Here is a 26986-nt window from a genome sequence, read left to right as displayed (position 1 = left end):
ATATATCCCGTAATCTGTCTCTTTTTTGTATCTTTGCGCCCTCAAACTAATAGGTATGACAGGACAAAAGACACCCACTGCGTTGGGAACGGAAAAGATTGGGAAGCTTTTAATGCAGTATGCCATTCCGGCAATTATCGCCATGACGGCGTCTTCTTTATATAATATGGTAGACAGTATTTTCATCGGTCACGGGGTAGGGGCAATGGCTATCTCCGGATTGGCGCTGACCTTTCCGCTGATGAATCTTGCCGCTGCTTTCGGTTCGCTGGTCGGTGTGGGAGCGGCTACACTGGTTTCTGTAAAACTGGGTCAGAAAGATTACGACACCGCACAACGGGTACTCGGCAATGTGCTGGTACTGAATATCATTATCGGACTTGTTTTTACGGTGGTCACACTGATTTTTCTCGACCCTATTCTTTATTTCTTCGGCGGTAGTGACGCCACGGTAGGTTATGCCCGTGATTATATGGTCGTTATCTTATTGGGTAACGTCATCACTCACCTTTATTTAGGGCTGAATGCCGTGCTTCGTTCGGCGGGACATCCGCAGAAGGCGATGTATGCCACAATTGCTACGGTGGTGATTAATACAATACTCGATCCTGTTTTTATTTATGGCTTCGGCTGGGGGATACAGGGAGCGGCTATTGCTACTATTACGGCACAGGTCATCGCATTGGCATGGCAGTTCAAACTGTTTTCTAACAAAGAAGAACTCTTGCATTTCCATAAAGGAATTTTCCGGTTGAAGAAGAAAATAGTAGCCGATTCTTTGGCTATTGGTATGGCGCCTTTCCTTATGAATCTGGCAGCCTGCTTCATCGTAATTCTAATCAATCAAGGCTTGCAGCATCATGGCGGCGATTTGGCTATCGGAGCGTTCGGAATAGTAAACCGGCTGGTATTCCTCTTTGTCATGATTGTAATGGGACTGAACCAGGGTATGCAGCCGATTGCCGGCTACAATTATGGAGCCAAACAATATCCGCGTGTGACAAAAGTATTGAAAATAACGATTTATGCCGCAACGATTGTTACTACTGCCGGATTCCTGATGGGAATGTTGATTCCCGATTTAGCGGTTTCTATCTTTACGACGCACGAAGAATTGGTGGATATTTCTGCCAAAGGGTTACGTATTGTGGTGATGTTCTTCCCCATTGTCGGTTTTCAAATGGTGACTTCCAATTTCTTTCAGAGCATCGGTATGGCAAGTAAGGCAATCTTCCTTTCGATATCCCGCCAGGTTCTTATTCTCATTCCCTGCCTACTGATTCTTCCTCACTATTATGGGCAATTAGGAGTCTGGATAAGTATGCCGATTTCCGACCTGACAGCCAGCCTGATAGCGGGAACAATGCTTTGGTGGCAGTTCCGGCAGTTTTCGTTGTCGAACAATAATATGAAACATTAAAAAATGAAAATATGATAACTGCACAAATGACATACGAGGAGTTGGCGAATGAGGTAGCAAAAGATTATGAGGATGTGTACATGATAATGCGAAAGAAAATACCTGATGCTCTAAAGTCTCTTACTAGTGTCTCTATTGGTTGTTTTTAGTACAGGATGTAGTAAAGATGATGATAACAAGCCCATTCAATTACATTATGCCATTTATAATGACAAGCCAAATCCGGTAGAAGGTAATCGGGTTAGCTTATTGTTTCCTGCATCTGACAAAACTCAATTGATAATTTTCGGTGGTGATGGTCATTATGCTATCAGCAACTCGGACGAAACAGTAGTTAATGTTACTCTGGAGAGTATGCATATTAACATTACTCCGCTCTCTACGGGAAATTCGACTATCACAATTACCGATAATTCAGGAGGTTTATACACGCTAAACATTGAGGTTCTTTATCGTAAGGCAAATTAGTGAATTTGATTATTTTGCTTCCGCTGCTTTCAAATAGTGAGCGAATGTATTTGTCCTGATACTTTATCATGATTCTTGTAGATTGGTTCATTTGTCCCGATTCAAAAACGCGGCTGCCAGTTCCGGCGAGTTCAGCAGTTTTGCTGAAAAATCTTCAAGATTCTCAGCCTCTTCATCATCCGATATGGAGACAAAGAATGTTATCTCTTCCGAGCGTCCCCCGAATGTTCCCGCCTCCTTGAGTTGTTTCATAGCGGATATGATGGCATCGAAGAAAAAGGCTTCGCCCGGCAGATTGTCGTGATGTTCCCACAGCAATTTGCTGAGTTTCGACAGTTCGCTGTTGTCGGCGTCAGAATACCCCCATTCATCGGGATACCATTTGCTCTCGCTGTCCGGTCCGCCGTTCCCATTCAGAAACTCAACGGTGTTTACTGCGAGGAACAGGGTGCAGCAGTATCTGTCGGTGACCAAGGCTGCCGTATAAATATGTTCATCTCCTATTTGCTCAAGAACTTCATGCAAATCTTTTTCGGCAGCCTCTCTGATTCTTTCTGCCAATCCCTGATAAAACGAATCTATATCCTTTGTTTTCTTTACCCGTTCATCAGATTCGTACTCCGATGAATTTATATATTGTAGATACTCTTTTGCTTCCTCCGAATCGAGTTTTGCAGCATCTTCGAAATATTGGTAGCCAAGTTCTATATCTTCATCGGTGCCACGACCGAAAGCGTATGCCACCCCCAGCGCATTGAGCACCTTCCCCTTGATGCTATCCCATAAATCGTCCATTCTCTCTTCAACTTCCTGAAGATACTCCAACGCCGCGTCATCGTCCTGCACCACTCCCAAACCGTCCTGACAGCAAATGCCGAGATAGGCGGCTGCCTGCGTCTTGGTGACGTCGCTGCATTTGGGATTCTCATACGCCTTTTCAAACCATTGTACAGCCTTGGCGTAATCCTGTTCCACACTGCCGCATCCTTCAAAATGATAGTAACCCATCTCGAACTGTCCCGCGGGATGTCCTCCTTTGGCAGCCATTTCATAGAACTGATAGGCGACCTCGATATTTTCCTCCACTTCCTCGCCTCCCTCGTAGGTGTGACCGGCATTGTACGCACCCTGTGGGTCGCCACGGTAAGCAGCTTTAGCGTAGTATGTCAGAGCTGCTTGAGGGTTTTTCTTATCATGCCCGAGATAATGTCCGTAGTTGTTGCAAATCACCGGGGAAATCTCTGCGAGGGCTTGGTAATAAGCTTCAAAGACATCTTTTTTGATGTCGCACAGTCCCGACTCGCGGATCTTGCAGTAGTTGCCCCAACCGGCACAGATGCGTCCGTTGAAACTGCGCTCATACCATTCTTTGGCTATCAGGTAGGCCCAGGCATAGTATTTGTTCTCTGTTTTGAATTGCTTGGCAAGTTCTGGTTCGACAAGTAGATAGTCGCCCCAGTAATAGACATTGCCTATCATATAGCAGCAAAACGCATTGCCACGCTCCGCCTGACTGAGAATCTCCTCGAAAGCTTCCTTGAACGATGCGAAAGGCATCCCCCGCTGCACGGCAGGGGTGAAGTTGCCGCTTCTTACAGCACAGAGCACGCCGGTGGCACTGCCCATCAACGCACTTTTCTGAATCAGCTTTGAGGCATTGGCATTGTCGGTGGCGAAGCCGGCTCCGCTCCACACATATTCCTCACCCATAAAGCACCGGGCAACGAATGCCAGTGCATCGGCGTCGCCTTGCTGCGCCGCCTGGAAAAGCATCGCGTAGCCGCGTCGTATTTCTTCACGGTCGAAACTCGTCCAGATCATATCTACTGCCTTCACTACGGGCAAACTGTATTTACCGTTCATCGTTATCTAATTTATCTTCTTCGTCTAAAAACCTGAAAGCCAATCGTTGGAAATAGTCGGTCACATCAAAACTCTCCCATTCAGGTGTGGGGTCAGGAAATTTGCGACCATCGACCAGATTCCACAGCCAGTTCCGCAAGGGGGTGACATCAGATATGACAGCCCGGTATCCGGTCGGTGTCGGTTCAGTCCATCTGACACATTCCACTTTGTACTTTGCTGTGTGTATTGAGTCATCGCCACACCGTCGAATGTTTATATACCCTCCGTTCTCGCAGGTAAAATCATAAAGCATCCATACGGATTTGCCATCGATAATATTTTCAAGAGCTGCCACAACATCAGCACTACCGAAATAGCGGAAATCTTCGCCATCGACACTAAGGCTTGATTCACTCTTTCGGGGTACGGGGTTCAATTCCTCGCACGTCCAGTCCGACATATCGGACAATCCGGCTGACTGAAAGAAATCGCACATCATGTCGGCCGCCGCCTCGCAGGAAAAACCGCTCTTAACCATTCGGAGCACCTTTTTCCTTACTCTGAAATAAACTGCAATGTGTGAGTCGCGATAGAAACTCATGGCGAAAAACTCAGCTTCCCGTACAAGACGGACCGGACAGCATTTTTCAAGAGTGACATACTTGTTGGAGTCAATTTCATACACAGCCTTCATGATTTTTGGCACGGTCACATGACTTGTGCGCTCCTCGCCATTCCCGGTAATGAGCACATACTGTGGCTTCATTGTCGCTGTGCCCGGGTATTTGCCCTGTGGATGTTTTGGATTAAACCTCGTCATAAAAAATCTAATTCAATCTGAGTGCAAAAATATTCATTTTCTATGATAACCTCTTATTAGTTGAACGTTTTTTTTTACTTTCGGAGTTTGTCTGCCCATTTTCCGGCACGTCTTATACCAACGCATAGTTCCCGAATTGGTGAACAATTGTTTCTGGATGATGATACTCTGCTTGCCTATCTGGAAGCTCACAAAAAAAACTTGATTTAGAGGCGGATTACCTGTCGAGAGTTGTAGAAGAAAAGAAGTTGGAACGCGATTTTATCCTGTCTAAATATGATGATTTGCTCTATGTTTTAAGAACTCAAAAAGTGTGCAAGCCTTTGTATGCTGTATATGATATTTGATAAGAATACTCTAAATATCTCATGTGGTATCAAGTAATGTGATATCCGAACATATCAAAAACGCTTAATATTCGTTCTCCTTCTTTACGGTCTTCTGACAGATTCACCGCAACATTTTATCTGACGTCCTAAAGAATAAATTTTCCATTGACGTCTAAGAAACCTAATTGCGTAAGAATATCTCGTTTAAGTTTAGACAACGGTCTGTCTAAGTTATTGTTGTTTTGATACTCAACACCAAAAATCATCTTATATAGGTTTTCCATAGGTAAATGAAATTTATCTCCCAAACTCCTAAACAGCGTTTGAAGATAGACAGGGCTGAAGCTGGTTACCAAATCATAGATGTCCTTTGCCTCCAAACCTCCGTAATAAGCATAAATCTCCCGCAAAGAAAGAGCCTTAATCATCTCTTTTTCTTGAGGCGTTGATTCCCGCATATCAAGAACAACCTGAAAGGGAAACAAAGCGTCATTGGGTGACTTCTCAATCTGAAACTTAAAGCGTGGATCCTCCTCTGCGTACAGATAGGGATGGATGTGTGTATCCAAACTGAAATGCGTGCGACCTTTTGCTGTAGTATTGCAAGTCGGGCAAGAAGGTATGAGGTTGAAGATATTCAACGACAAAAGAGGATGGTCACCTTTATCAAACCAATGGTCTAGCTGGGGACGCGCTATTCTTTCCTCATCATTCTTACCCAACTTATTTCCTTTGGCATGCTTCATGCCTGATACTGCGGTAATGATGTAATGAATATTGCAATAAGTGCAGGTGAAACGCCCCTGCATATACGTCAGGTAGTAAGACGTCGCTTTGCTTCCACTAATCTGATTCTCATAATCGAACACATCAACCAACAGTTTCTTTAATTTCTCCAGCTCCTCCTGATTAGAGTGATATGGCTCCAGACAGCATATTTCCGCCATCAGCCTTTGATTTCTGGCAAATGATTGTTGTGGCCATTCAATAAGTAATCCTCTAAGTTCCGAATCATCCGAAGTATCCGAGTCATGATAGTTGGGAACAAGAATTGCCTTGACATCATCAGGAAGTTTGTCGCTACTTGTGATGCGATTTTTCAAACCGGCAAGTTTCTTATCAAGATACCAGTCTATAGTTTGTTGACTCGGCGGAGTTAATTTCCACATATTGTTCAGTTGTTTAACAAAGATTCTTTATATTGTTGCAAACGCTGGAGTTCTGCCTCTACCAAAGCCACTTCAGATTGAGGAGTACCATATTTCCTGTGATATTGATCCAGCAGTATTTTTCGAAGGATAGGTTCGTCTATCAAATAAATCTTTTGAAGCAGCCTTTCCTTAGCTTCTGGTGAAAGATTGACGTCATTGTTCTCTTCAATTTGTGTCGCGATTTGGTTGACAACGACTTTTGCAAACTCTCCCATAGCCCCATTCTTTAAGAAAAACGGATGCCGAAGTATTTCATGAATGTTCGCGCCAAATATTTGATAATGTATATCAGAGGCTGGTAGACCATCCTTTTGAAGTATTAGCACATTCTTCGCGATAATGTCAGACAAAACAAATGGGGAATGGGTCACCATCAGGAAATGAACATTCTTGATATGACGGAACTTGCATTGGCGCAGTCCATTTCGCAAGTGGTTCACCAGACGCCTTTGCAGATCGGGATGGAAATATAGCTCCAATTCCTCCAATATAATGTTTACATCTGAGTATGTTATGAGGTTTGAATAGCTGCTGGCATCTACAGAATCCAAGTTAATTAAATGGCTAAGAATACCGGTAAGGCTGAAAATAAACTGCTTCTCGCCGGAACTGACAGTGTTAAACGGACAAACTTTTCCTGCATTGTCTCTTATAACAACATCGGAAAAGATAAAAGGCGGCGGGGTTAGGTCTTCGATTCCCCAAGCTCTTAATGTCAACAAGAATGGGGCCTCTGCGGGTTTATACAGCTGACGCAGAACTTTTTCGCAATCATCGCTCACCACATCAACGGAGATTTCTTTTTGCGTTTCATAGTCATACAAGCCAAACTTCAAGTATATTAACGTTTGCCTTAGCTTTCTTGACAAATGACTGGAGTCTTTCGCAATCTGAAGGATTAACTGTTTGAGCTGATCAATTTGGATTTTTGACCTTGCCCTTTTGTGAGAATTGTAGAACCATCTATGCATGCTCGGGTAATGACACGAGATTTTTAAGGTTTTATAGACCAAATAATCCAAAGCATCTTCACCATATCGCCGAGAGCCGGCAACCAGCTGCAAATCGCAATCTGAGATTCTAGACCACTCCAGTAGAATGGCATGCCTCAGTTTATCATATCCGGCTGTAACAAAATGATAATCAGTTTTTTGATTAATATATTTTACATTATAGTGATATGGAGTGGAGCCAAAAACAAGACCTGTCACCGTCAAGTGGTCATTGATTTCACGGTATGACGATTTCTTTGAAAGAATCGCACTTAGGAAACGCGCATATGCCAAGTCCGTCTCCTCACTGATTTTAATGTTGCCCAACTCTCGGCTGGGGTACAAAAGACAAGGCTTTTGGTACAACTCATTTCTATGAAACAAACCTTCAAACCAATGGCGTTGTGCAAAAGAAATTTGTTTGGGATTAACCTTCCTGCACTTACTTTCATATTGAGTAGGATTTGCCTCCAATAAAAAATCTTGGCAACGATAAGCATAAAGACTGTAGTTGGAAACGTAGGTATAGAAGATTTTTTTTGAAAAGTTTTCAATAAAATCTTTTTCCTTCAGTCCTTTATTCGGCAGAAATGGCGTTTCGTCACTTGCAAAACTGAATAAAATAAATTTCATAGGGTCATCACCCTTTAGCGTGAAGACCTCCTCTTTCGCATCATCATTTTTTAAATAGACATAGGTTTCAACACATCTATTTTGAATCAAAATACGGTAAATCTCATCAAAAGGGTCCGTCTGCTTCCTATAATATAACTCGCAAGCAAGCCCGTCGATATAGTGCAAGTGCGCCTCGTTTGCTCTTTCAGCATATTCGCCAAACACAGAAGCCGAGAAATTATTGATTATACGTATGAACAGCTCTATGAGCGTACTTTTCCCAGAACCGTTCTCCCCTACTAAAGCAGAAAAAGAGACATGTACGCTACCATCTATAGCATCACAATTATATATATTCTCTTCCAGCTCCGATCTATCGACTTTAATTGAACTAGCATCCTCCGAGATATTATAACCTTTGATAAAATAATAGAAAACGCCTGTAGATAACTTCTTTCTACCTATACAGTCGTCACTCAATACTCTAATAGCAATTGGATAAAACATAGTTATACACAAGATTTTTTATTTTGATCCCTAATTTATAGCTTCAGACTTTTCTTTTGAATACTCTGTTGTCGCATTATGTAAGTGAAACGAATCACTACAAATAGGTATATCAATCCAGCGCTATTCCTTCCATCAGAAAGTTCCTAAGACTAAGAATCCTGATACCGTCTTCGTTGTATCCCGACAAGTATCTGTCAGCCACAATTATTACTTTTCGAAACCCGTCCTTGATTTGTAAAAGCGAAGCCTGTTCCTGCTCCACCTTTTCCTTGTCGGGCAACGCATAGGCAGATTGGATATATATTCTTTCCGGTCCGCGGTTGCATACAAAGTCAACTTCAAGTTGCACTCTCTGACTACGACCTTCTGCATCCTTTGTATTGTGCGTCACAACTCCCACATCCACAGTGTATCCATGAAGGCAAAGTTCATTATACACCATATTCTCCATCAGATGCGTCTTTTCTACCTGACGAAAACCAATGCGTGCATTCCTGAGACCCAAATCTTCGAAATAGTATTTCTGAGGCGTATCAATATACTTTCGTCCTTTTACATCATAACGTACCGCCTTCCTAACAAGAAACGACTCCTCCAACATCTCCAAATACTGCTTGATGGTATTCTTGCCTACTCCGATACCCTTAACCGTCTTGAACGTATTCTCTATCTTCGTCGGGTTTGTCAGTCCTCCTATACCAGAAGCTACTACATCAATCAGTTCACTCATTATATCACTTCCCCTAATATGATAACGTTCCTGGATGTCCGTCAAATAGGTCTTCTCAAACAATCCTTTCAAATACGCTTCCTTCTCCTTTATATCGGGTTCCAGACAAACCATCGGCAAGCCCCCGTATGTCATATACTGATCCAGAGCTTCCTCAAAAGTCATTTCCGGATGTGCACCGATAAACTCACTCATTGACAAAGGCGTAACATGAATTTCATGACCACGTCCACGAAACTCAGTAATCACATCTTTCGACAGGAACCGTGAATTACTTCCAGTCACATACACATCTACATTCCGTATACTTAGGTATGAGTTCAACACATCCTCAAACTCTGGTACCAGTTGTACCTCGTCCAACATCACATAGTACCACTCTTCTTTGGGAACATCATCAGAAGCCTTATATTCTACAATCTGAGAGTCAATCCACTCCAGCAAGGCATCCGGGTCCCTTAATCTTTTATTTCTTCGATTTTCAAGATCCAGTATTACTATATGATTATCACTTACCCCGTCATCGAGCAAGTGCTGTCTGAAAAGATTCATCAAAAGATATGACTTACCACATCTTCTGATACCAGTCACGACTTTAATCATGCCATTATGTTTGCTCTTGATAAGCCTATCAAGATGTATGTCACGCTTTATCTCCATATGAAATACAATTTATACCACAATTGCGTATTTACGCATTTTTGTTCTACAAAAGTAAGTTTTTAATTCTAATCCACCAAACTATCATAACAATAAATACTAATTTTGCTATGTTTTAATTCAGCATTAAAATAGAGCAAATAGGATTAAAGTAGTCTTTTTGCTGGCGAAAAGAAAAATAAGAGATTCATCACCAATACCTGCTATTCTGAGGCTGGAAGCAGTTTGGTTTAGAACTTGATTAGATATACAAAAACTATATATGAAAGCTTTTGGTAATTTTAGAATTAACACCAAACCTAACGTTCAATCCGAGGGACAAGCAGAACAAGACAATGGGGAACAAATTTTGTCCCCGACATTTTAGTGTGGTTTTTCTGAAATGGTTTTATTGTTTTTCTTTCTTTTTGTATGCGATTTTTTGTCCCTCGTTTGTCCCTTTGAAGTATTTTTATCAAAGTTGCCAACTGATAGTCAATTAATTATATTTTACAACACATTTTGCATCGGGAATTTCAGCGGAGAAATGATATTTTCTTGCTTAGTCTATAATACACATTATGTAGAGGCAAGTTCCGCCCGAATCCTGCTCAATGATTGGGGTGTTATCCACAGATAAGAAGCGATGTGTTTTAAGGGTACGTATTGCAACAGTTCCGGAGTCTCTTTGATAAGAGTGAGATAACGCTCTTTAGCTCGTGGGCTTCCGGAACTGATAAGCCAGTTTTCCTGTAAAAGTAATTGATGCTCCATAAGGCGAAGACCCAGATTGGCAAGTCCGATAGAGGAAGAAAATAGCTGATTCAAAGCGACACGGGAAATGCGATAAGCTACGCTGTCGCACATCGCTTCAATATTTATCAGTGAATAAGCATTATCCACATATCCCCAGACGGAGAAAGCAGCTTCTCCGTCTGAAGCAAACCAGATAGTGGTGTCTACTCCGTCTTTATGGTAATATGCCCGCCAGATTCCTGTTCTTATGAAATAAAGATTGTTGTTCTTTGTTCCTTCGCGTACTATCAATTCTCTTTTTTTGAAATCTACTTCTTCCATACAGTCCAATAAAGTCTGTATGTCGTTTTTTGATACTTTATATCTGTCGCTAAGTTTCTCAATGAATGCATCCATGCTGCAAATATACTCATCATTGGCGGACAATGAATCGGTCTTTTAGATAAATTCCGATAATATAAAGTGTTGTCAGGAACTCGGCTAACGGAACAGCGAGCCAAATACCCTTCACGCCAAGAAGCGGTGGTAATGCAAAGAATCCGATCAACATAAAGACGATTCCTCGGAGAAGGGTAATGATAGTAGCTCTTTGTCCCCGTTCAATGCTTTGATAATAACCGATTCCTATCATATTCACTGCAAAGAAAATAAATCCGATACCGAAATAAGGAATACCGTTCACTGCTATATCAAATGCCGGATAGCTGCGGTCGATGAATAATGCAACAATTTCCTGACGGCACAGAGCGGTGATAACGAGGAAACTGATTCCGCAGATTAGAGCTGTCCGAAGAGCAAGATGCAAAGTTTTCCTGACACGTCCGGCTTGTCCGGCTCCGAAGTTATAACTTATAATCGGTTGGGCGGATTGCGCAATGGCATTGTAGACCATGAAGATGATAGGGAAGAAGTAGCAAGCAATGCTGAATGCGGCTACTCCGTCTTCTCCGAGATGACGGATGAAAACGTAGTTTCCTAAAAACATCATACAGGCGATAGATGCCTCACTGATAAAAGCGGAAGTTCCCAACTTTATCATATAGCCTACATTACGCAATGTCAGCATCAGGCTTTTAAGGCTTAACTTGATGCGGTACAGTTTGATAGAGCGGGAGAACCTGATAAGGTAAACCACTGTCATAAATCCCCCTACTACTGTTCCCAAGCTGGTGGCAAAAGCGGCTCCCATCATTCCCCAGCCGAACTCGAAAATGAAAATATAATCTAAAATGATGTTGAGTATTGCTGCTATGGCATTGCACATCATTGCATAATTGGGCGAACCGTCCAGGCGGATAAAGAACATACCTGTGCTCAATAACTCGTAAAACACAAGGAAAGGCAGATACCACAACATATATTCTATCACAAGCGGCAACAACTTTTCTGAACTACCGAGCAATCGTCCCAACGGTTCTACAAAGTAGAAACACAAAGCTGACATAATCAGTATGATAAGTGCGGAGAAAGCAAGTGCCTGAGTGATATTAATACTTGCCGCCTTCCGTTTGCCTTGCGATAAATGAATGGAGGCAACTACCGAACCGCCAATTCCGAACATCAACCCGACACCGGCGGCAATCATAAAAAGTGGTGCTGTGATATTGACGGCTGCCAGTGCATCGCTACCAATTCCTTTCCCTACAAATATACCGTCCGTAATGACGAATATAGCGGAGAAAACCATTCCAAGAACCGTAGGTATCAGTAATTTACGGAATAACGTGGAGATGTCCATACTGTCGAAATCTATACTATCTTTCATAACTTTCTATCTTTTTTTATTAAAGCGGATGCAAAGGTAGAGGTATGAAAGGAGATAAAAATTACCATTTGGTAATTTCTGTCCGGTCAGTGAGATTTTCTTATGTTAGTGATATATTTGTACGACAGATTGATGGTATATGTAGAAAAACTTCATTTGATACGCACTCTCATCTCTTGAGCATCGAATGTCACCGATTCATTACGAAAAAGCCTTTCTATATGTCCGCTGGTTATCATTTCCGAAGTGGGTAAAGTGTACATATACGGGTTATCTATCAGCATAATGGAGTCACAAAGCGATAATGCGATGTCAAGGTCATGTGTGGAGAACAAGATACATTTGCCTTCTTTTTGTGCCAATTTTTTCAGTAGTAAGCAGAGTTCATAACGATTGGGCAAGTCAAGAAAGGCAGTCGGCTCGTCGAGCAGGATAACCGGAGTATCCTGCGCAAGTGCACGGGCAATCATGATTCTCTGACATTCACCGTCGGACATCTTATCCATTGTCTTTTCTGCATAGCCGGACATGCCGACCAACTGCATGGCATTATCCACTATTTTCTGGTCTTCTGATTGAAGCTGACCGAGCCAATTTGTGTAGGGAGCGCGTCCTAACGCTACCACATCCTTGCAACGAAGATTGGTGATGCGTACTTTGTCGGTGGTTACGAAACTGATGTTCCGGGCTAGTTTTTCCGATTTTTGTGAAGCTATGTCTTTTCCTTGCAGATTGATTTTTCCCGATTGGGGACTTTCCAGTCCCATAATAGCACGTAGGAGGGTACTTTTTCCAGTTCCGTTGCGTCCCAACAGTGCGACGAGTTGTCCGCCTGTGATTCGGGCATTTACCGTTTTCAACAGCGTGCGCTGTCCGTATCCTAGTGTCAGTTCCTTAAGCTCAATCATTTGAATCTATACAAGTTTTTAGCTATTACCCATAAAATGACCGGAACACCGAGCAAGGCGGTGATACAGTTCACCGGAAGCAGGAATTGCTTGGCGATGATGTCGCAGAGAAGCATGCTGATAAGTCCTGTCAGCATAGTGCCGGGGACAAGTATCCGGTGGTCGGCGTTGTTAAATAGTAACCGTGTGACGTGCGGCACTGCCAGCCCGATAAAACCTACCGGACCGCAGAATGCGGTCACCGTTCCTGTCAGCAATGCGGTAGAAATGAAGATGAATGTGCGTGAGCGCTTGATATTCATTCCCATTGTCCGTGCGTAGTTTTCTCCGAGAAGCAACAGGTTCAACGGTTTGATACAGGCCACGGAAATGAGTAGTCCCAGACATAGCATAGGCGTCATGATTCCCAGTTGGGTAGTGGTGATGTGTCCGAGAGAGCCCATTGACCAAAGTGTGAACATTTTCAACTGTTCGGCAGAACTCAGATATTGTAGTATCTGGATAATGGCGCCTGCCACATAACCTATCATGACTCCCATAATCAATACACCGAGTATATTTTTTACTTTCCGGCTGATAATGGCTACTCCCAATAAAATGACAGCCGTTCCTATCCAGCCGGAACCAACGATGCCTAATGACTGAAGTAGTGGAAATTCCGACCAACCGAGTAATGGGGCTCCCAGTACAAACAAGGCAACCCCTAATCCTGCCCCCGAACTAACTCCCAGCAAATAGGGGTCTGCCAATGGGTTTTGGAAAACCGTCTGCATCTGCAAACCACTTATAGAGAGTGCTATACCTATCAGTGCCGCTACTATTACCCGTATAAACCGGATAGAAAGAAGAATGTTGCGTGTCATTTCATCACATTCACCCCCGGTGAGCACTGCCCATACTTTGGAGACAGGGATATACGTGTCTCCGGTTGCCATATCTATGACTAGTAATGACAGGGCGGTTATGCCTAGCGCGATAAATAAAAGTGCGGTATGTTTGCGAGGTTGTTTCATTCCAGACGCCTGTAATAATAAAGTGAGTCGGATACAAGTTCCGGATGAAAAATATGAATCAAGTCGCGTAATACAACATCGGGACGGACAACTGCTGATTCCCAATAGTCGTTTCCGCCTGTCGGTGTCAACCGTAAGTTATTGTTATAAACAGTCTTTGCATTCACGGCTTTTGCGTCTGCGAATTTGGGGTTGACAGCTTTCAGCTCATCAAGCGTAGTTGCTGAACCGACATTAATCCAGTAATCGGCTTTTTGTATCAGTCCATAGGCTGTTTCCAGTCCGATTGGGGTTGAACTGTTGGAACTGTTTTCTTTATAAATGTACTCTGCGCCTGCATCGGCAATGAGCCGTGCCATATAACTTTGGGTGGAAGGCATTACCCAACTGTCGTTCCACGGAGTGTTGAACATAACGGTAGGACGCTGGCTGACGGAATCCGTGAGGGCTTTCAGTGCATAATAACGTTGGGGGATTTCCCGGAATATTTCTATTCCTTTATCCCGTTTGTCTGTCAATTCGGAAAGAACAATCATCCATTCGGCCTTGCCGAGCGGTGATTCTTCCAGATATTCACCCATATATAAATAAGGTATGGAAAGTTCTTTTAACTTGTCCGTTACAGCGGTTTGGGCGTCACCTATGCCATAGAGCAAAACTACGTCGGGCTTTAATCCAATCAGCAGTTCGTAGTTCATCTCAGGACCCATATCCTTGATTGAATCTTTGTGGGCAAGGATGTAGGGATTGGCGATATAATCGATACCCGAAACTCCGACAATCCGGTTGATTTCTCCTAGTGCGTCAAGCATGGCGATGTAGGAAGAAGACATACATACAATCTGTTTGGCTCCGGCAGGGATAACGGGACCGTTGAATCCGGCAGGCGCTTGCTCGCCGTTGCGTGTTATAAAATAGGACATTGTTACGTCTTTGGCGCCTTGCCACGGGTTGGTAATCTGTATAAGCGTACTGGCGGCGTTCTCGGCACCCAGGATTTTAAATCCCGAAGCGTATTCAGGGGTATATACATCTTGGTTGAATGCTTCCAAAGATGTCTTATTACGGGTGATACAGCTTGCCAAAAAGAGCAGGCAAAGCAACGTGATAGTCAGAACAGGAGATTTCACTTTTATAAGAATTTTAATTAGATAAAAATAATAGTGGATCCTTTCGGACGGCAAAGATAGGACTTATTATTAGTTTGTTTTTATTTTAATTGGATTTTTCTTCCATTTTGTTTCTATTTGTGTATCTTTGTTCCCAAGAAATTTTGGTGTCACTTTTCCGATTCTACGGAAAGAGTGGTGAAAAGGGAATCAGGTGTAAGTCCTGAACAGACCCGCTGCTGTAAGCTCCGCCAAAAGTTTTCCTACAATACTCAAATCCACTGTTCCGCTTTGGAGGAATGGGAAGGGCGTTAGGGAAATGGAGTAAGTCAGAAGACCTGCCAAAGTTGAATTCTTGAAACTTTCCGGGATTAAAGTTTGAAGAGTGCAGTTTTTAGTAATCACATAGTACTTGTTTTTATGCGACGTACAAAGTGCGCAGTGTCTGTTTGTGCAGGACGCTGGCTTATGCTCTTTTTGAAGGGGAGCAGACTGCCCTTTTCTGTCTTTGTGTATTCCTGAAAGTTTATAATCGAAAGAAAATAAACAGACGAGATAACAGGAAGAATGATTCGAAAAATTCTATGGACAGTAGGTTGTTTAGGACTTCCGGCGTTGCTGGGAGCTCAAAGCCGTTTGGATAGTTTGCAACACTTGGATGAGGTAGTGGTTACGGCGAAGCCGTATAAAGAAGTAATCCCTGCCCAACGGCTGAACGGGCTGCAACTGGAACGGCTGAATACGCATAATGTAGCTGATGCCTTGCGTTACTTTTCGGGTGTGCAAATCAAAGATTACGGTGGTATGGGCGGATTGAAAACGATAGATGTCCGCAATATGGGTTCTCACCATGTCGGGGTGTTTTATGACGGCATTCAGATTGGAAACGCACAAAACGGAGTGGTTGATTTGGGACGTTTTTCGCTGGATGATTTGGAAGAATTATCTCTTTATAACGGACAAAAAAGTGAGATATTCCAGTCTGCCAAAGACTTTGCTTCGGCTTCGGCTGTATATATGAAAGCCCGGAAACCGAAGTTTGAAACAGGAAAGAAAACGAATCTGCTGGTACGCTATAAGGCAGGAAGTATCCAGTTGATTAATCCTTCCATCCGGTTGGAACATAAACTGAACGATAACCTTAGCTTGAGTCTGAGCGGTGAATATACGAAATCCGACGGGCAATATAAGTTTCGTTACAGACGCTTGAATCAGGAGGGTAAAGTGGCTTATGATACGACAGCTACCCGATGGAACAGTGATATCGAGGCTTATCGTATCGAAGCCGGTGTATATGGCACTATTCATAACGGCTATTGGCAGGCTAAACTGTATTATTATGATTCGGACAGAGGACTGCCCGGAGCTATCGTGAAAAATGTATGGCAGAATGGAGAACGGCAGGGGGATAAGAATTTCTTTGCCCAAGCTACATTTGTGAAAGATGTCACCCCGAAATATAAGTTGCAACTGAACGGGAAGTTTGCCTATGACTATACACATTATCTTTCAAGGGATACAGTGCAGTTTCTGCAAGAGAGTGTGACAAAAAAGATGCAGTTCGATAATACCTATTATCAGCAGGACAGGTATTTGTCGGTGGTGAATATGTATAGTATTCTGCCTGTTTGGGATGTTTCTTTATCTGTCGATTTTCAATATAATAAGTTAAATGCTGTCATGCGTGGAGTAGGGACTCCTTTCACGTTCCCGCAACGCTATACAACTTGGGCGGCACTGGCTACGGCGTTGAATCTGGGAAAATGGAAATTACAGGCTGATGTGTTGGGGACATTCGTTATCGAGAAAGTCCGTAATAATGTGCAAGCCCCTGACAAATCGGAACTTTCTCCGGCATTTATCGTCGGGTATAAACCTTTCTGCAACCATGATTTTAATTTGCGTGCTTTCTATAAGCGTATCTTCCGTTTGCCTACTTTCAATGACCTTTATTATGCGCAAATAGGCTTTAGTCAGTTGAATCCGGAATTTACCGACCAATTTAATATTGGTGGAAGTTATCAAAAGACATTCAAAAAAGGATTTATTGACCGGATTTCTGTACAGGCTGATATTTACTATGCCGCGATTACCGATAAGATTATTGCTGCGCCTACCGGGAGCAGTTTTCGCTGGATGATGACAAATATGGGAAAAGTGGAGAGTAAGGGGGTAGATGTTTCGGCGGCTGTATTCGGCCATGCAGGACCGGTAAGGATGAATGCCAATCTTTCTTATTCTTTCGCGAAAGCGCAGGATTTTACAAAAATCAACGGGAAGAAACTGTCTTCGTATGGCGACCAGATTCCTTATACTCCCTGGCATAGCGGCTCGGTGATTGCGGGAGTGGAATATGGTACGTGGACGTTGAATTACAGTTTCATTTATGTGGGTGAGCGTTATAACGGGGCTGTGAATAATATTCCGCGTAACTATGTGGAACCGTGGTACACACATGATTTTTCCTTGCAAAAGGAGTTCCGGATTCGTAGTCGTTATCTGTTGAAGACCTCGGTAGAGATGAACAATGCGCTGAACCAATATTACGATGTGGTACTCAATTATCCGATGCCGGGGCGGAATTTCCGGTTTATTGTTAGTCTTAGCTTATGAAAAAAATACATTTTATATATCTGCTGATACTTTTTATGAGTTTGTCGGCTTGTCGGGAGGATGAACAGATTTTCCTTTCGGACAGTGTGCAAGTGGCGCTTCCTATGGTAGGAACCCGTATTAAAGGGTTTTATCAACTCAACGAGGGAAATATGGGAATGAATCGTGCTTCACTTGATTATTTTGATTATACGACAGGACATTATACCCGTGATATTTTTTCCGAACGTAATCCAGAGATTGTAAAAGAGTTGGGAGATGTGGGGAATGATATTAAAGTATATGGGCAGAAAGTATATGCGGTAATTAATGTTTCCAATCTGATCGTTGTGTTTGATGTGCGTACTGCGCGTAGAATCAAGGAGATAGAGGTTCCTAATTGCCGTTATCTGGCATTTTGGAAGGATAAGGCGTATATAAGTTCCTATGCGGGGCCTGTGCAGATTGCTCCAAATTCGGAAGTAGGATTTGTGGCGGAAATAGATACGGCTAGCTTGGAAGTGACCCGGAAAGTGTCGGTGGGGTATCAGCCGGAAGAAATGGTTGTACATAATGAGAAACTGTATGTGGCTAATTCGGGAGGATATCGTGCACCGAATTATGACCGGACGGTGTCTGTGGTGGATTTGGAAACATTTAAAGAGAAAAAGAAAATAGATGTCGCTATCAATCTGTATCGGATGGCGATTGATGAACGTGGAGATATTTATGTGAGTTCTCGCGGAGATTATAAGAATACTCCTTCTAATCTGTATGTGATAGATAGTACGACCGATGAAGTAAAGCAATGTTTGGATCTTCCGGTGGGAGGAATGTGCGTAGACGGCGATAAACTTTATTATTATAGTGTAGCTTATAGCATGACATCGGGCGGAAATAAGGTAACATATGGAATTTTGGATACCCGAACTAAGAAGCAAATAACGGATCGGATTATTACTGATGGCACTGATGAGGATATTATGATACCTTATGGTATTGCCGTTAATCCTGAAACTAAAGAGATATTTATGTCGGATGCCCAAAATTATGTGGTGACCGGCTTCGTCTATTGTTTCTCACCCGAAGGAAAGTTGAAATGGAAAACAGAAGGGGGGAATATCCCCGGGCATTTTGCTTTTATAACTGAAAGTCTGATTAAATAATATATACACATTATTAATACCTCTTATTTTTATGAAGAAGAAAAGTTTAAAATGGATGTTTGCTCTAATAGGGGCAGCATTATTGAGTGGAAGTTTGTTGACCGCTTGTTCTGAGGAAGAAAAGAACGGAAATGAAGGTGGCGAAGGAGGAGGAAGTGGAGAGTCTGAGCCGGAGTTGAATTTTGAGGGTAGTCCTTACATTACACAAGTACTTGACTATCGTCCTGCCCCGGGACAGTTTGTTAATACGATGCCGTCCTACGAGGAGGGTGATACACAGGAAACTATGAATGCGAAAGTACTGTCTACTATCGGAAACGGAAAGAACGGTGTTATTACCTTAGGAGCTTATGGGGGATATGTAGTTGTTGGCTTCGACCATACTATTCAGAATGTGGAAGGAGAAAAGGATTTTCGGATAGTTGGAAATGCATTTATCGGTAATAGTGAACCAGCTATTGTGATGGTAGCTTATGATAAAAACCAGAATGGAAAACCGGACGCTGATGAATGGTATGAATTGGCTGGCAGTGAGTATTATAAAAAGCCTACGATTAAAGGGTATGAGATCACTTATTTCAGAAACGAAAAAGACCACGTACCTACTCCGGATCTTGAAAACTATTTATCCGATGACACGTACTGCCCTTGGACTGATAACCAGGGTAGAAGTGGCTATGTGTATAAAAACATATACCATGACCAAGATTATTTCCCGAAATGGATTACTGATAATCAGATAGTATTCAAAGGTACATTATTGGCTGATAATGGGGTTGATAATGGACCTGACGCCTATGCACGTTGGACATTGAATGCTTATGATTGGGGATATGCCGATAATACAAAAGATGGAGATGTATTTGATATTGGTTGGGCTGTCGATACCGAAGGACAGGTTGTAAAGTTGCCGGGAGCTGATTTCATAAAAGTATATACAGGAGTTAACCAGTATTGTGGCTGGGTGGGAGAGGTTTCTACCGAGGTTGGTAAGATTGAGGATCTTCATGTGTTAGCAAATCAATAATTTTTTAATATAGAAAACAGAAGAAAATGAAAAAGTATTTTTTATTGGCGTTTGTCGCGCTTGGTATTGGCTTTACAGCTTGTGATGATGATGAAAAATTGGAGTATGTTGAAGTTATAGAGGATTCACAGCCGTCTGCTGTCATTCCGGCGAAAGGCTTTTATGTAGCTAATGAGGATTGGTTCGGACATGATAATGGTACTGTGAACTATTTTAAAGTGAATGGAGACGGGTACGATGTTGTATATCGGGCTTATCGGGCAGCTAATGAGGACGAAAAATTAGGTGTGACAACTCAATTTGGAACAACATGGGGAGATAATATCTATTTGCTTTCTAAACAAGAAAACCGCTTTGTTGTAGCAGACGCAAATACATTAAAGAAGAAAGCAGTATTTACGGATATAGGAGGAGATGGACGTTCTTTCGTTGGAGTGGATGATAAATTGGGGTATATTGGTTACAGTGGTGGTATCCGTCAGTTTGATATAACTAATTTGCAACTGGGAAATCCGGTGGAAGGTATTTCCGACCAGATGGGAGCAATGTGCTTTGCGGAAGGACGTGTTTTTGCTTTGACAAATAAAAAAGTCTATATCATTGATGTAGCGACCAATAAAGTCGAAAAGACATTAGAGGGGTCATTTAATACTTTAACGAGAAGCAAAGATGGAACAATATGGATTGCTACGGCTGATAACTTCTTAAAAGTAAATCCTGTCACATTGGAAAAAGAAACGATGGAATATCCTGAAGAAGTAAAAATCAGTGGCTCTTGGGGAGCTTGGAATGCGGGAAGTCTTTGCGCTGGTACACAAAGTAATACTCTCTATTGGACAAAGGGTGGTTGGAGCAGTACTATAGTAGTGAAATATGATATAGATACCCAGACGTTTAATTCGGCTTTTTATACTTTGGGAAAACATGAAAATAAACAATTGACTTTCTATGGAGCCGGTATTCGTATAGACCCTATTACAGATTGTGTAATTGCCACAGTAGCTCGTGGATATGAAAATTATAACTGGGTTTATATCATCAGCCCGAGTGGAGCTTTGGAAAAAGAAATAGAAGTGAAAGGTGGAGGAGATTCCGGAGAAAGTGGGTATTACTGGTTTCCTGCGGTACCTTTCTTTGAGGATGCCAACAAACCGGAAATCTTAATTAATCAGATAGTATTGTCTCCGGGAGAAACCAAGGGCATTGATTTGACTGAAAAAATAGTTGATGCGGATAATACTTCTGCTTCAATCATCCGTCAGGTGGAATTTGCAGAAAATAAACTAGTAGACTATTCTTTGGAAGCTGGAATGTTGACTGTGACTGCTAAAGAGCACATTGGTAGTACAGAGTGTAAGATAACTGCTATTTCGAATGGAAAGAGAGTAGAGAAAAAAGTACGTGTGGATGTAGGTTTAAATAAATAAATAATTAGCAACTACTAAAAATGCGGCTAAAAGCAAGAATAAGCCACTCTTGCTTTTAGCCGCTTTCTTTATACTCTCCAGTTTTCGGAAACTATGCTTTCGTCTTGCTATTTTCAAAGGTGATTTTCAGATGTACGTATCTATGCTTTGTGTGATTGGAATGTAATTTGTTTTAATAAAACGAATAAAGTAGTAAGTTTTCTAAATAAACTTCTTAATTTTACATGCATTATTGAGGCTCAAACTAAAATACAGACTTATACTGCTATTGACATGAAAACTTGCAGACTAGGCGGATTACTTTTACTGTTATTTTGTGTACATACAATAATGTATGCACAACAGGCGAGGACTGTCAGAGGAAGGGTACAAATGCTGGAAACCGGAAGTGAAAAGAAACAGTCTTTGCCTTCTGCCAGCATTGTCGTTCTGGAAAAGACGGATTCTACTTTTGTAAAAGGTACGGCAAGTGATAAAAATGGTCGCTTTACTCTAACTTATCAGGCGCAGGACAAGAAAGAATACCTGTTGAAAGTTTCTTTTATGGGAATGCAGTCTTTCTATCGCACGCTGGGAGATTCCACATCCATAAATGCAGGCATTATTGTGTTGAAGGATGATGATCTTCGGATTGGTGAAGTGGTAGTGACCGGAAAATTGCAGGAAGTGGTAATGGAAGGGGATACGACCGTTATCAATGCTTCCGCCTATAAAACTCCCGAAGGAGCTTATCTGGAAGATTTGGTGAAACGTATTCCGGGATTGGTGTATAACAAGAAAGATCATTCACTGACTTACAACGGTCAGCCCATCAGCGAAATCAATGTAAATGGGGAGTCCTTCTTTTCAGGAGATAAAAAGACGGCACTTGAAAATCTGCCGGCAAACTTGATTAGTAAACTAAGGGTGTATGACAAGAAATCAAAAGAGGAAGAGTTTACGGGTATCAGCTCGGGAGAAAAGAAATATGTGCTCGACTTGCAAACCAAAGAGGAATTGAACAAAACTTGGCTGACAAATGCGACGGTAGGGTATGGTAACAATAAGAAGAGGGATTTGGAAGGGCAGGTGAACTATTTTAGCAAGGACGGACAGAATCTTTCTTTTATCGCCCGTTCTACCAACCGCTATCAGAATAGTACATACAAAGATAATATCAATAATTCCATCGGGATGAATATGACACATAAATTCGGCAAGAAGTTTACTCTGAATGGAAATGTGAGTTATAATCTCAACCGGAATGGAAACATTACTTCCATGTATCAGGAGCAGTATCTAAAGACCGGTAACCAGTATTCTGCGTCTGCCAATGAGGGTAACTCTAAAAGTCGGTCGATAAATTCCAGTTTTATGGGATTCGGTAAGCTGGATAAACGTACACAGGTTCATTTCAATGTAAATTTAGGTTTTTCTCCTAATCAGAATGAAAGTAACAGCCAGAGCGCTTCTTTTGACGCTCCGCCCAGTGTGAATCATGAAAGGTTGCTTGACGATTTTGAATCTATCCCTGAAAGTATAAAGGTGAATCGTAGTGAGAACCGTTCGCTCTCGGACGGAAAATCCAATAATACCAGTTGGACGGTAGGGATTATGCGGCGTCTGAATGAGAAAGGGACAACTATTGGGGTGAACATTATGAATTCGGAATCGTGGGGAGATAATGAAAGTTTTGCGCTGTCGCAGACAACGTATTTTAAGTTGGAAGACAAGTATGGAAATGATTCGGTGCTTTATCGGAATCAGTATTTGGATTCTCCCCAACGGAATAATTCATGGCGGGTAGGGGTGAATTTCACTCAGCCCGTCGGTAAAAAGATACATTTCCGGGCGGCATATAATTGGAGTACCCGGTATGAGCGGGACAATCGCTCTACTTATGACTTGGCTTCATTGACTCATTCGGCGGGTTTCGGTGAACTGCCTTCCGGTTATGAAACCGGATATGTGGATAGTTTGAGCAACCGGAGCCATAGCCGTAGCAATGGTCATGACTTGAATGTGGGATTCAATTATTCGGATGATGTCTGGATGTTTAATGCGTCGTTGGGCGTCACTCCGCAAAAACGTACCATCGATCGGAAAGTGGGGACGCTTCATGCGGATACTGCGATGAATATCATTGACTATCAGCCTATGCTTTGGGTGGGGTGGCAGAAAAAGGAGAAAATGCGTGTCAACCTGAGTTATGACGGCAGGACGCGGCAGCCTTCTTTATCGGCCTTGATGCCGTTGACGGATAATAGTAATCCGTTGTACATCACTCGTGGAAACCCGGACTTGAAGCAGATGTTTATTCACAATATCCGTTTGAGCTTTCAGTATCCTACTAAAGGCATATCGGCTAATGCGGGATGGCAGATGGAGCAGAACAGTGTGACGCAAGTGATGCTTTATGATGTACAGAGCGGCGGGCGGGAAACGTATCCTATAAATATCAATGGCAATTGGAATACCTATGGAAATGCGGACTGGTGGAAGCGTTGGGGACATTTTTCTTTAAGGCTGAATTCGGGGGGAAGGTATGACAACCGTGTCAGTATGGTAAATGAGGACAGGAATGTGCAACCGGAGAAGAGTACGACGCGTGATGTCGGACTGGATTGCGAAGTGCGGACGGGCTATCAGCCTGCTTGGGGCGGACTTGAACTTGCCGCTTCCTGGAATTACCAGTATTCGCTTAATTCTCTGAATGATAATGATAACTATACCCGCTATTATAATTTCCGTTTTGACGGTTATGTGGATTTTCCTTTTGGTTTGCAGTTGCGTACGGATGCCGCTTATATGTTGCGTAGCGGTACGAATATCCAGAAAGGGGAAGATGACGAGATTGTGTGGAACGCGACTGCTACCTGGCGGTTCCTGAAAGAGAAGAAGGCGGAGTTATCGGCTCATTGGGTGGATATATTAGGGAGACGGAAAAGTTTCAATCGCATGCCCACTGCCGATGGTTTTTATGAGTTCCGCACGCAGGAAATTAAAGGATATTTCATCGTTACTTTCAAATATAACTTTCGTCTGATGATGTGAGTTTTAGAAATAATTCGTATGTTTGCTACCAAACCATAAAACAAAATGTACTATGAGCGGTAATTATGTAATTAACATCGGTCGACAATTGGGTAGCGGCGGCAAGGAAATCGGAGAGAAGTTGGCAGCTCGTTTGGGAATCGACTTCTATGATAAGGAACTGATTAATTTGGCTTCCGAAGAAAGCGGCCTGTGTAAGGAATTCTTTGAGAAAGCGGACGAAAAGGCTTCGCAGGGAATTATTGGCGGATTGTTCGGTATGCGCTTCCCGTTTATCAGTGAAGGGGCGATGCCGTGTACTAATTGCCTGAGCAATGATGCTCTGTTTAAAGTGCAGAGTGATGTTATCCGTCGTTTGGCGGCAGAGAAGTCCTGCGTGTTCGTAGGGCGTTGCGCGGATTATATCTTGCGTGAACATCCCCGTTGTGCGAATATCTTTATTTCAGCTTCCAAAGAAGACCGTATTGAAAGGGTATGCCGGATTCATCAGGTGAATGAAGAGGCTGCGGAAGAGATTATTGAGAAAGCAGACAAGAAACGTTCGGAATACTATAATTATTATAGTTATAAGACTTGGGGAGCGGCAGCTACCTATCATTTGTGTGTGGATTCCTCTTCTTTGGGGGTGGAAGAAACCGTGCGGTTTGTGGAAGAATTTGTAGTGAAGAAATTGAAGTTGATAGTATAAAACGAACATATGTAAAATAAATAAAGCCGGCATATTCCTTTGAAAGATATAGCCGGCTTTACTGCTTATATGCTAAGCTCGATTTACATCATCGCTAATAATATCATCTGTCCTGTCAGAATACGGAGGAACATTGATAATGGATAAACGGTAGAGTATCCTACTGCGGGAGCATCGCTCGATGTTACCTGGTTGGCATAAGCCAATGCGGGTGGATCGGTGTTGCTACCGGCTATCAATCCCATCAGGGTAAAGTAGTTTACCTTATAATATAACCGTGCGACAGCACCGATGATAAGCAGCGGAATGACTGTGATAAGGAAACCGCAACCTACATATAGCAGACCGTCACCTTCGACTACCGTTTGTACGAAATTGGCACCGGCATCTATACCGACACTGGCAAGGAAGAGCACGATACCGATTTCACGAAGCATCAGATTGGCACTCATTGTCGTATAAGTCACCAAGTGGAACTTATGACCGAAGCGTCCGATAAGGATGGCAACTACCAGCGGTCCACCGGCCAAGCCAAGTTTTAATGGTGTCGGCATACCGGGGAAAGCGATAGGCAGGCTGCCTAAAAGAATTCCTAAGAAGATGCCGACGAAAATAGTGATGATGTTCGGTGTGTCCAAACGTTTAAGTTGATTACCCAATACACCTGCTACGCGTTCTACAGCATCTTGTTGGCCTACTACCATGACACGGTCGCCCACTTGTAACACAAGGTTCGGGTCGGCAAACAAATCCATACCGGAGCGGTTAACGCGGGTTACATTGACCTCGTACATACTGCGGAAGTGCATGGAACCCAAAGTTTTTCCGTTGATTTCCGGTTTAGTGACCAGAATACGGCGGGATACCATCGGAAGGTCTTGCTTCTCCCAGTCTATATTCACCTCTTTACCTATAAATACGGTAATGGCAGCAGCATCATCTTCAGAGCAGACAATGAATAACTGGTCGCCAAGATTAAAAATGGTTTCATGATTGGGGATACTTACGTGTCCCTCATGACGGATGCGGGAGCAGACGAACTGGCGTCCTAAGAAATCCTTAACTTCCAGCAGTGTCTTTCCGTTGATAGATTCATTGCGCACCTCCAAGCTAAGCATGTGAGGCATTAAATGTGCATCTCCGCTCTGTGTTTTCAGACTTTCTTCTTCCTTCGCCATGTTGACACGGAAGATGTAGCGGATAGCGATGATAGAGCCGATGATACCTACTACACCAAGCGGGTATGCGCATGCATAACCCAGCGCAATCTGCGGGCCGTTGTAGCTCAATTGGTTCAGGGCTTCATTGGCGGCACCAAGTCCCGGAGTGTTCGTCACAGCTCCGTAGAGGATACCTACCATCATCGGCAGTTCCACACGGCCGTTCCACAGGTAATAAAGCCCTAGTGCAACGGCAATATTCAACACTACGATGCCTACAGCCAACAGGTTCAATGTCATTCCCCCCTTTTTGAAAGAAGAGAAGAAAGACGGCCCCACCTGAAGACCGATACAGAATACGAACAAGATCAATCCGAATTCACGGATGAAATGTAGGATGTGTGTATCGGCTGTGAAGCCGAAATGTCCCATCAGGATGCCGGCAAACAAAACAAAAGTGACTCCCAGCGATACACCGAATATCTTTATCTTGCCGAGATACACGCCTGTTGCCACTACAAATGCGTAGAGGAACACGATGTGTGCCACGGAACTGGGGTCCCACAATAAACTTTGTAACCAATCCATAAATATAGCAGTTTTTATAATGTCTTTTTCAAAACGGGTGCAAAATTACTTATAACATTGATGTAAATCAAGTATTTCTTCTCTTTTATTTTATTCATCAAATGTCCGACATTCTGCAAGCGGGCTATGCGAATTTTCTATAAAAAAGAGCTTTGTTTTAACTAATTAGTTATAT

General features: G+C 42.7%; 18 protein-coding genes, 1 pseudogene and 1 riboswitch. Of the genes and pseudogenes, 8 read left to right on the top strand and 11 right to left on the bottom strand.

All coding sequences use genetic code 11. The features are described 5' to 3' along the window. Nucleotides 1-25 precede the first annotated feature (25 nt). Nucleotides 26-1420, top strand: a complete 1395-nt coding sequence (locus ACGHVY_RS15045; protein WP_390599610.1) for an MATE family efflux transporter — start codon at nt 26-28, stop codon at nt 1418-1420. A 555-nt stretch (nt 1421-1975) separates the two neighbouring features. Here ACGHVY_RS15045 and ACGHVY_RS15040 read toward each other — a convergent pair. Together ACGHVY_RS15040 and ACGHVY_RS15035 are read right to left on the bottom strand one after the other, a co-directional pair. Next, nucleotides 1976-3751: a DUF4303 domain-containing protein gene (locus ACGHVY_RS15040; RefSeq protein ID WP_308745379.1), complete on the bottom strand. Its 1776-nt coding sequence runs from the start codon at nt 3749-3751 to the stop codon at nt 1976-1978. Then, a complete protein-coding gene (locus ACGHVY_RS15035; RefSeq protein WP_390599609.1) occupies nt 3741-4553 on the bottom strand; it encodes a hypothetical protein in 813 nt (270 codons plus the stop codon). The genes ACGHVY_RS15040 and ACGHVY_RS15035 overlap by 11 nt, the downstream gene beginning before the upstream one ends. A gap of 126 nt (nt 4554-4679) precedes the next feature. Here ACGHVY_RS15035 and ACGHVY_RS15030 point away from each other — a divergent pair. Next, nucleotides 4680-4888, top strand: a pseudogene (locus tag ACGHVY_RS15030) (hypothetical protein); the annotation flags it as partial. A 140-nt stretch (nt 4889-5028) separates the two neighbouring features. Here ACGHVY_RS15030 and ACGHVY_RS15025 read toward each other — a convergent pair. From ACGHVY_RS15025 to ACGHVY_RS14990, 8 genes are all read right to left on the bottom strand, one after another. Further along, nucleotides 5029-6051 carry a hypothetical protein gene (locus ACGHVY_RS15025; protein WP_390599608.1) on the bottom strand — a complete coding sequence of 341 codons (1023 nt, stop codon included), beginning with the start codon at nt 6049-6051 and terminating at the stop codon, nt 5029-5031. Between the two features lie 5 nt (nt 6052-6056). Further along, nucleotides 6057-8207 carry an AAA family ATPase gene (locus ACGHVY_RS15020; protein WP_390599607.1) on the bottom strand — a complete coding sequence of 717 codons (2151 nt, stop codon included), beginning with the start codon at nt 8205-8207 and terminating at the stop codon, nt 6057-6059. Between the two features lie 112 nt (nt 8208-8319). Beyond that, a complete protein-coding gene (locus ACGHVY_RS15015; RefSeq protein ID WP_390599606.1) occupies nt 8320-9600 on the bottom strand; it encodes an ATP-binding protein in 1281 nt (426 codons plus the stop codon). A gap of 558 nt (nt 9601-10158) precedes the next feature. After that, nucleotides 10159-10731: a Crp/Fnr family transcriptional regulator gene (locus ACGHVY_RS15010; RefSeq protein WP_390599605.1), complete on the bottom strand. Its 573-nt coding sequence runs from the start codon at nt 10729-10731 to the stop codon at nt 10159-10161. A gap of 16 nt (nt 10732-10747) precedes the next feature. Continuing rightward, nucleotides 10748-12100 (bottom strand): MATE family efflux transporter, encoded by a 1353-nt coding sequence (locus ACGHVY_RS15005; protein ID WP_390599604.1) that lies wholly within the window; start codon nt 12098-12100, stop codon nt 10748-10750. 152 nt (nt 12101-12252) lie between these two features. Continuing rightward, a complete protein-coding gene (locus tag ACGHVY_RS15000; RefSeq protein WP_390599603.1) occupies nt 12253-13008 on the bottom strand; it encodes an ABC transporter ATP-binding protein in 756 nt (251 codons plus the stop codon). Next, nucleotides 13005-14021 (bottom strand): iron ABC transporter permease, encoded by a 1017-nt coding sequence (locus tag ACGHVY_RS14995; RefSeq protein WP_308745374.1) that lies wholly within the window; start codon nt 14019-14021, stop codon nt 13005-13007. Before ACGHVY_RS14995 ends, ACGHVY_RS15000 begins: the two co-directional genes overlap by 4 nt. Next, nucleotides 14018-15151: an ABC transporter substrate-binding protein gene (locus ACGHVY_RS14990; RefSeq protein ID WP_390599602.1), complete on the bottom strand. Its 1134-nt coding sequence runs from the start codon at nt 15149-15151 to the stop codon at nt 14018-14020. The genes ACGHVY_RS14995 and ACGHVY_RS14990 overlap by 4 nt, the downstream gene beginning before the upstream one ends. A gap of 127 nt (nt 15152-15278) precedes the next feature. Continuing rightward, a riboswitch (cobalamin riboswitch) is annotated at nt 15279-15491 on the top strand. 206 nt (nt 15492-15697) lie between these two features. Here ACGHVY_RS14990 and ACGHVY_RS14985 point away from each other — a divergent pair. The 6 genes from ACGHVY_RS14985 to ACGHVY_RS14960 all read left to right on the top strand — a co-directional run bounded on the left by ACGHVY_RS14985 (nt 15698) and on the right by ACGHVY_RS14960 (nt 25063). Beyond that, nucleotides 15698-17743, top strand: coding sequence for a TonB-dependent receptor (locus ACGHVY_RS14985; protein WP_390599601.1), 2046 nt, complete (start codon nt 15698-15700; stop codon nt 17741-17743). Beyond that, nucleotides 17740-18888: a YncE family protein gene (locus ACGHVY_RS14980; protein WP_390599600.1), complete on the top strand. Its 1149-nt coding sequence runs from the start codon at nt 17740-17742 to the stop codon at nt 18886-18888. The genes ACGHVY_RS14985 and ACGHVY_RS14980 overlap by 4 nt, the downstream gene beginning before the upstream one ends. A gap of 31 nt (nt 18889-18919) precedes the next feature. Next, nucleotides 18920-19915: a PKD domain-containing protein gene (locus tag ACGHVY_RS14975; protein WP_390599599.1), complete on the top strand. Its 996-nt coding sequence runs from the start codon at nt 18920-18922 to the stop codon at nt 19913-19915. A 26-nt stretch (nt 19916-19941) separates the two neighbouring features. Continuing rightward, nucleotides 19942-21342: a DUF5074 domain-containing protein gene (locus ACGHVY_RS14970; RefSeq protein ID WP_390599598.1), complete on the top strand. Its 1401-nt coding sequence runs from the start codon at nt 19942-19944 to the stop codon at nt 21340-21342. Nucleotides 21343-21615: 273 nt separating this feature from the next. Next, entirely contained in the window at nt 21616-24375 is a 2760-nt protein-coding gene (locus ACGHVY_RS14965; protein ID WP_390599597.1) for an outer membrane beta-barrel protein, read from the top strand. Nucleotides 24376-24427: 52 nt separating this feature from the next. Continuing rightward, nucleotides 24428-25063 carry an AAA family ATPase gene (locus ACGHVY_RS14960; protein WP_390599596.1) on the top strand — a complete coding sequence of 212 codons (636 nt, stop codon included), beginning with the start codon at nt 24428-24430 and terminating at the stop codon, nt 25061-25063. 83 nt (nt 25064-25146) lie between these two features. On the opposite strand, the gene ACGHVY_RS14955 is transcribed toward ACGHVY_RS14960, so the two are convergent. After that, entirely contained in the window at nt 25147-26811 is a 1665-nt protein-coding gene (locus tag ACGHVY_RS14955) for a putative transporter (protein ID WP_390599595.1), read from the bottom strand. Between the last annotated feature and the right edge of the window lie 175 nt (nt 26812-26986).

The sequence above is a fragment of the Bacteroides sp. f07 genome, assembly GCF_042854785.1.
In the GTDB taxonomy this organism is placed as follows: Bacteria; Bacteroidota; Bacteroidia; order Bacteroidales; family Bacteroidaceae; genus Bacteroides.
The sequence above is the reverse complement of the archived record's forward strand: the minus strand, read 5'-3'. Positions and strand labels throughout refer to the sequence as shown.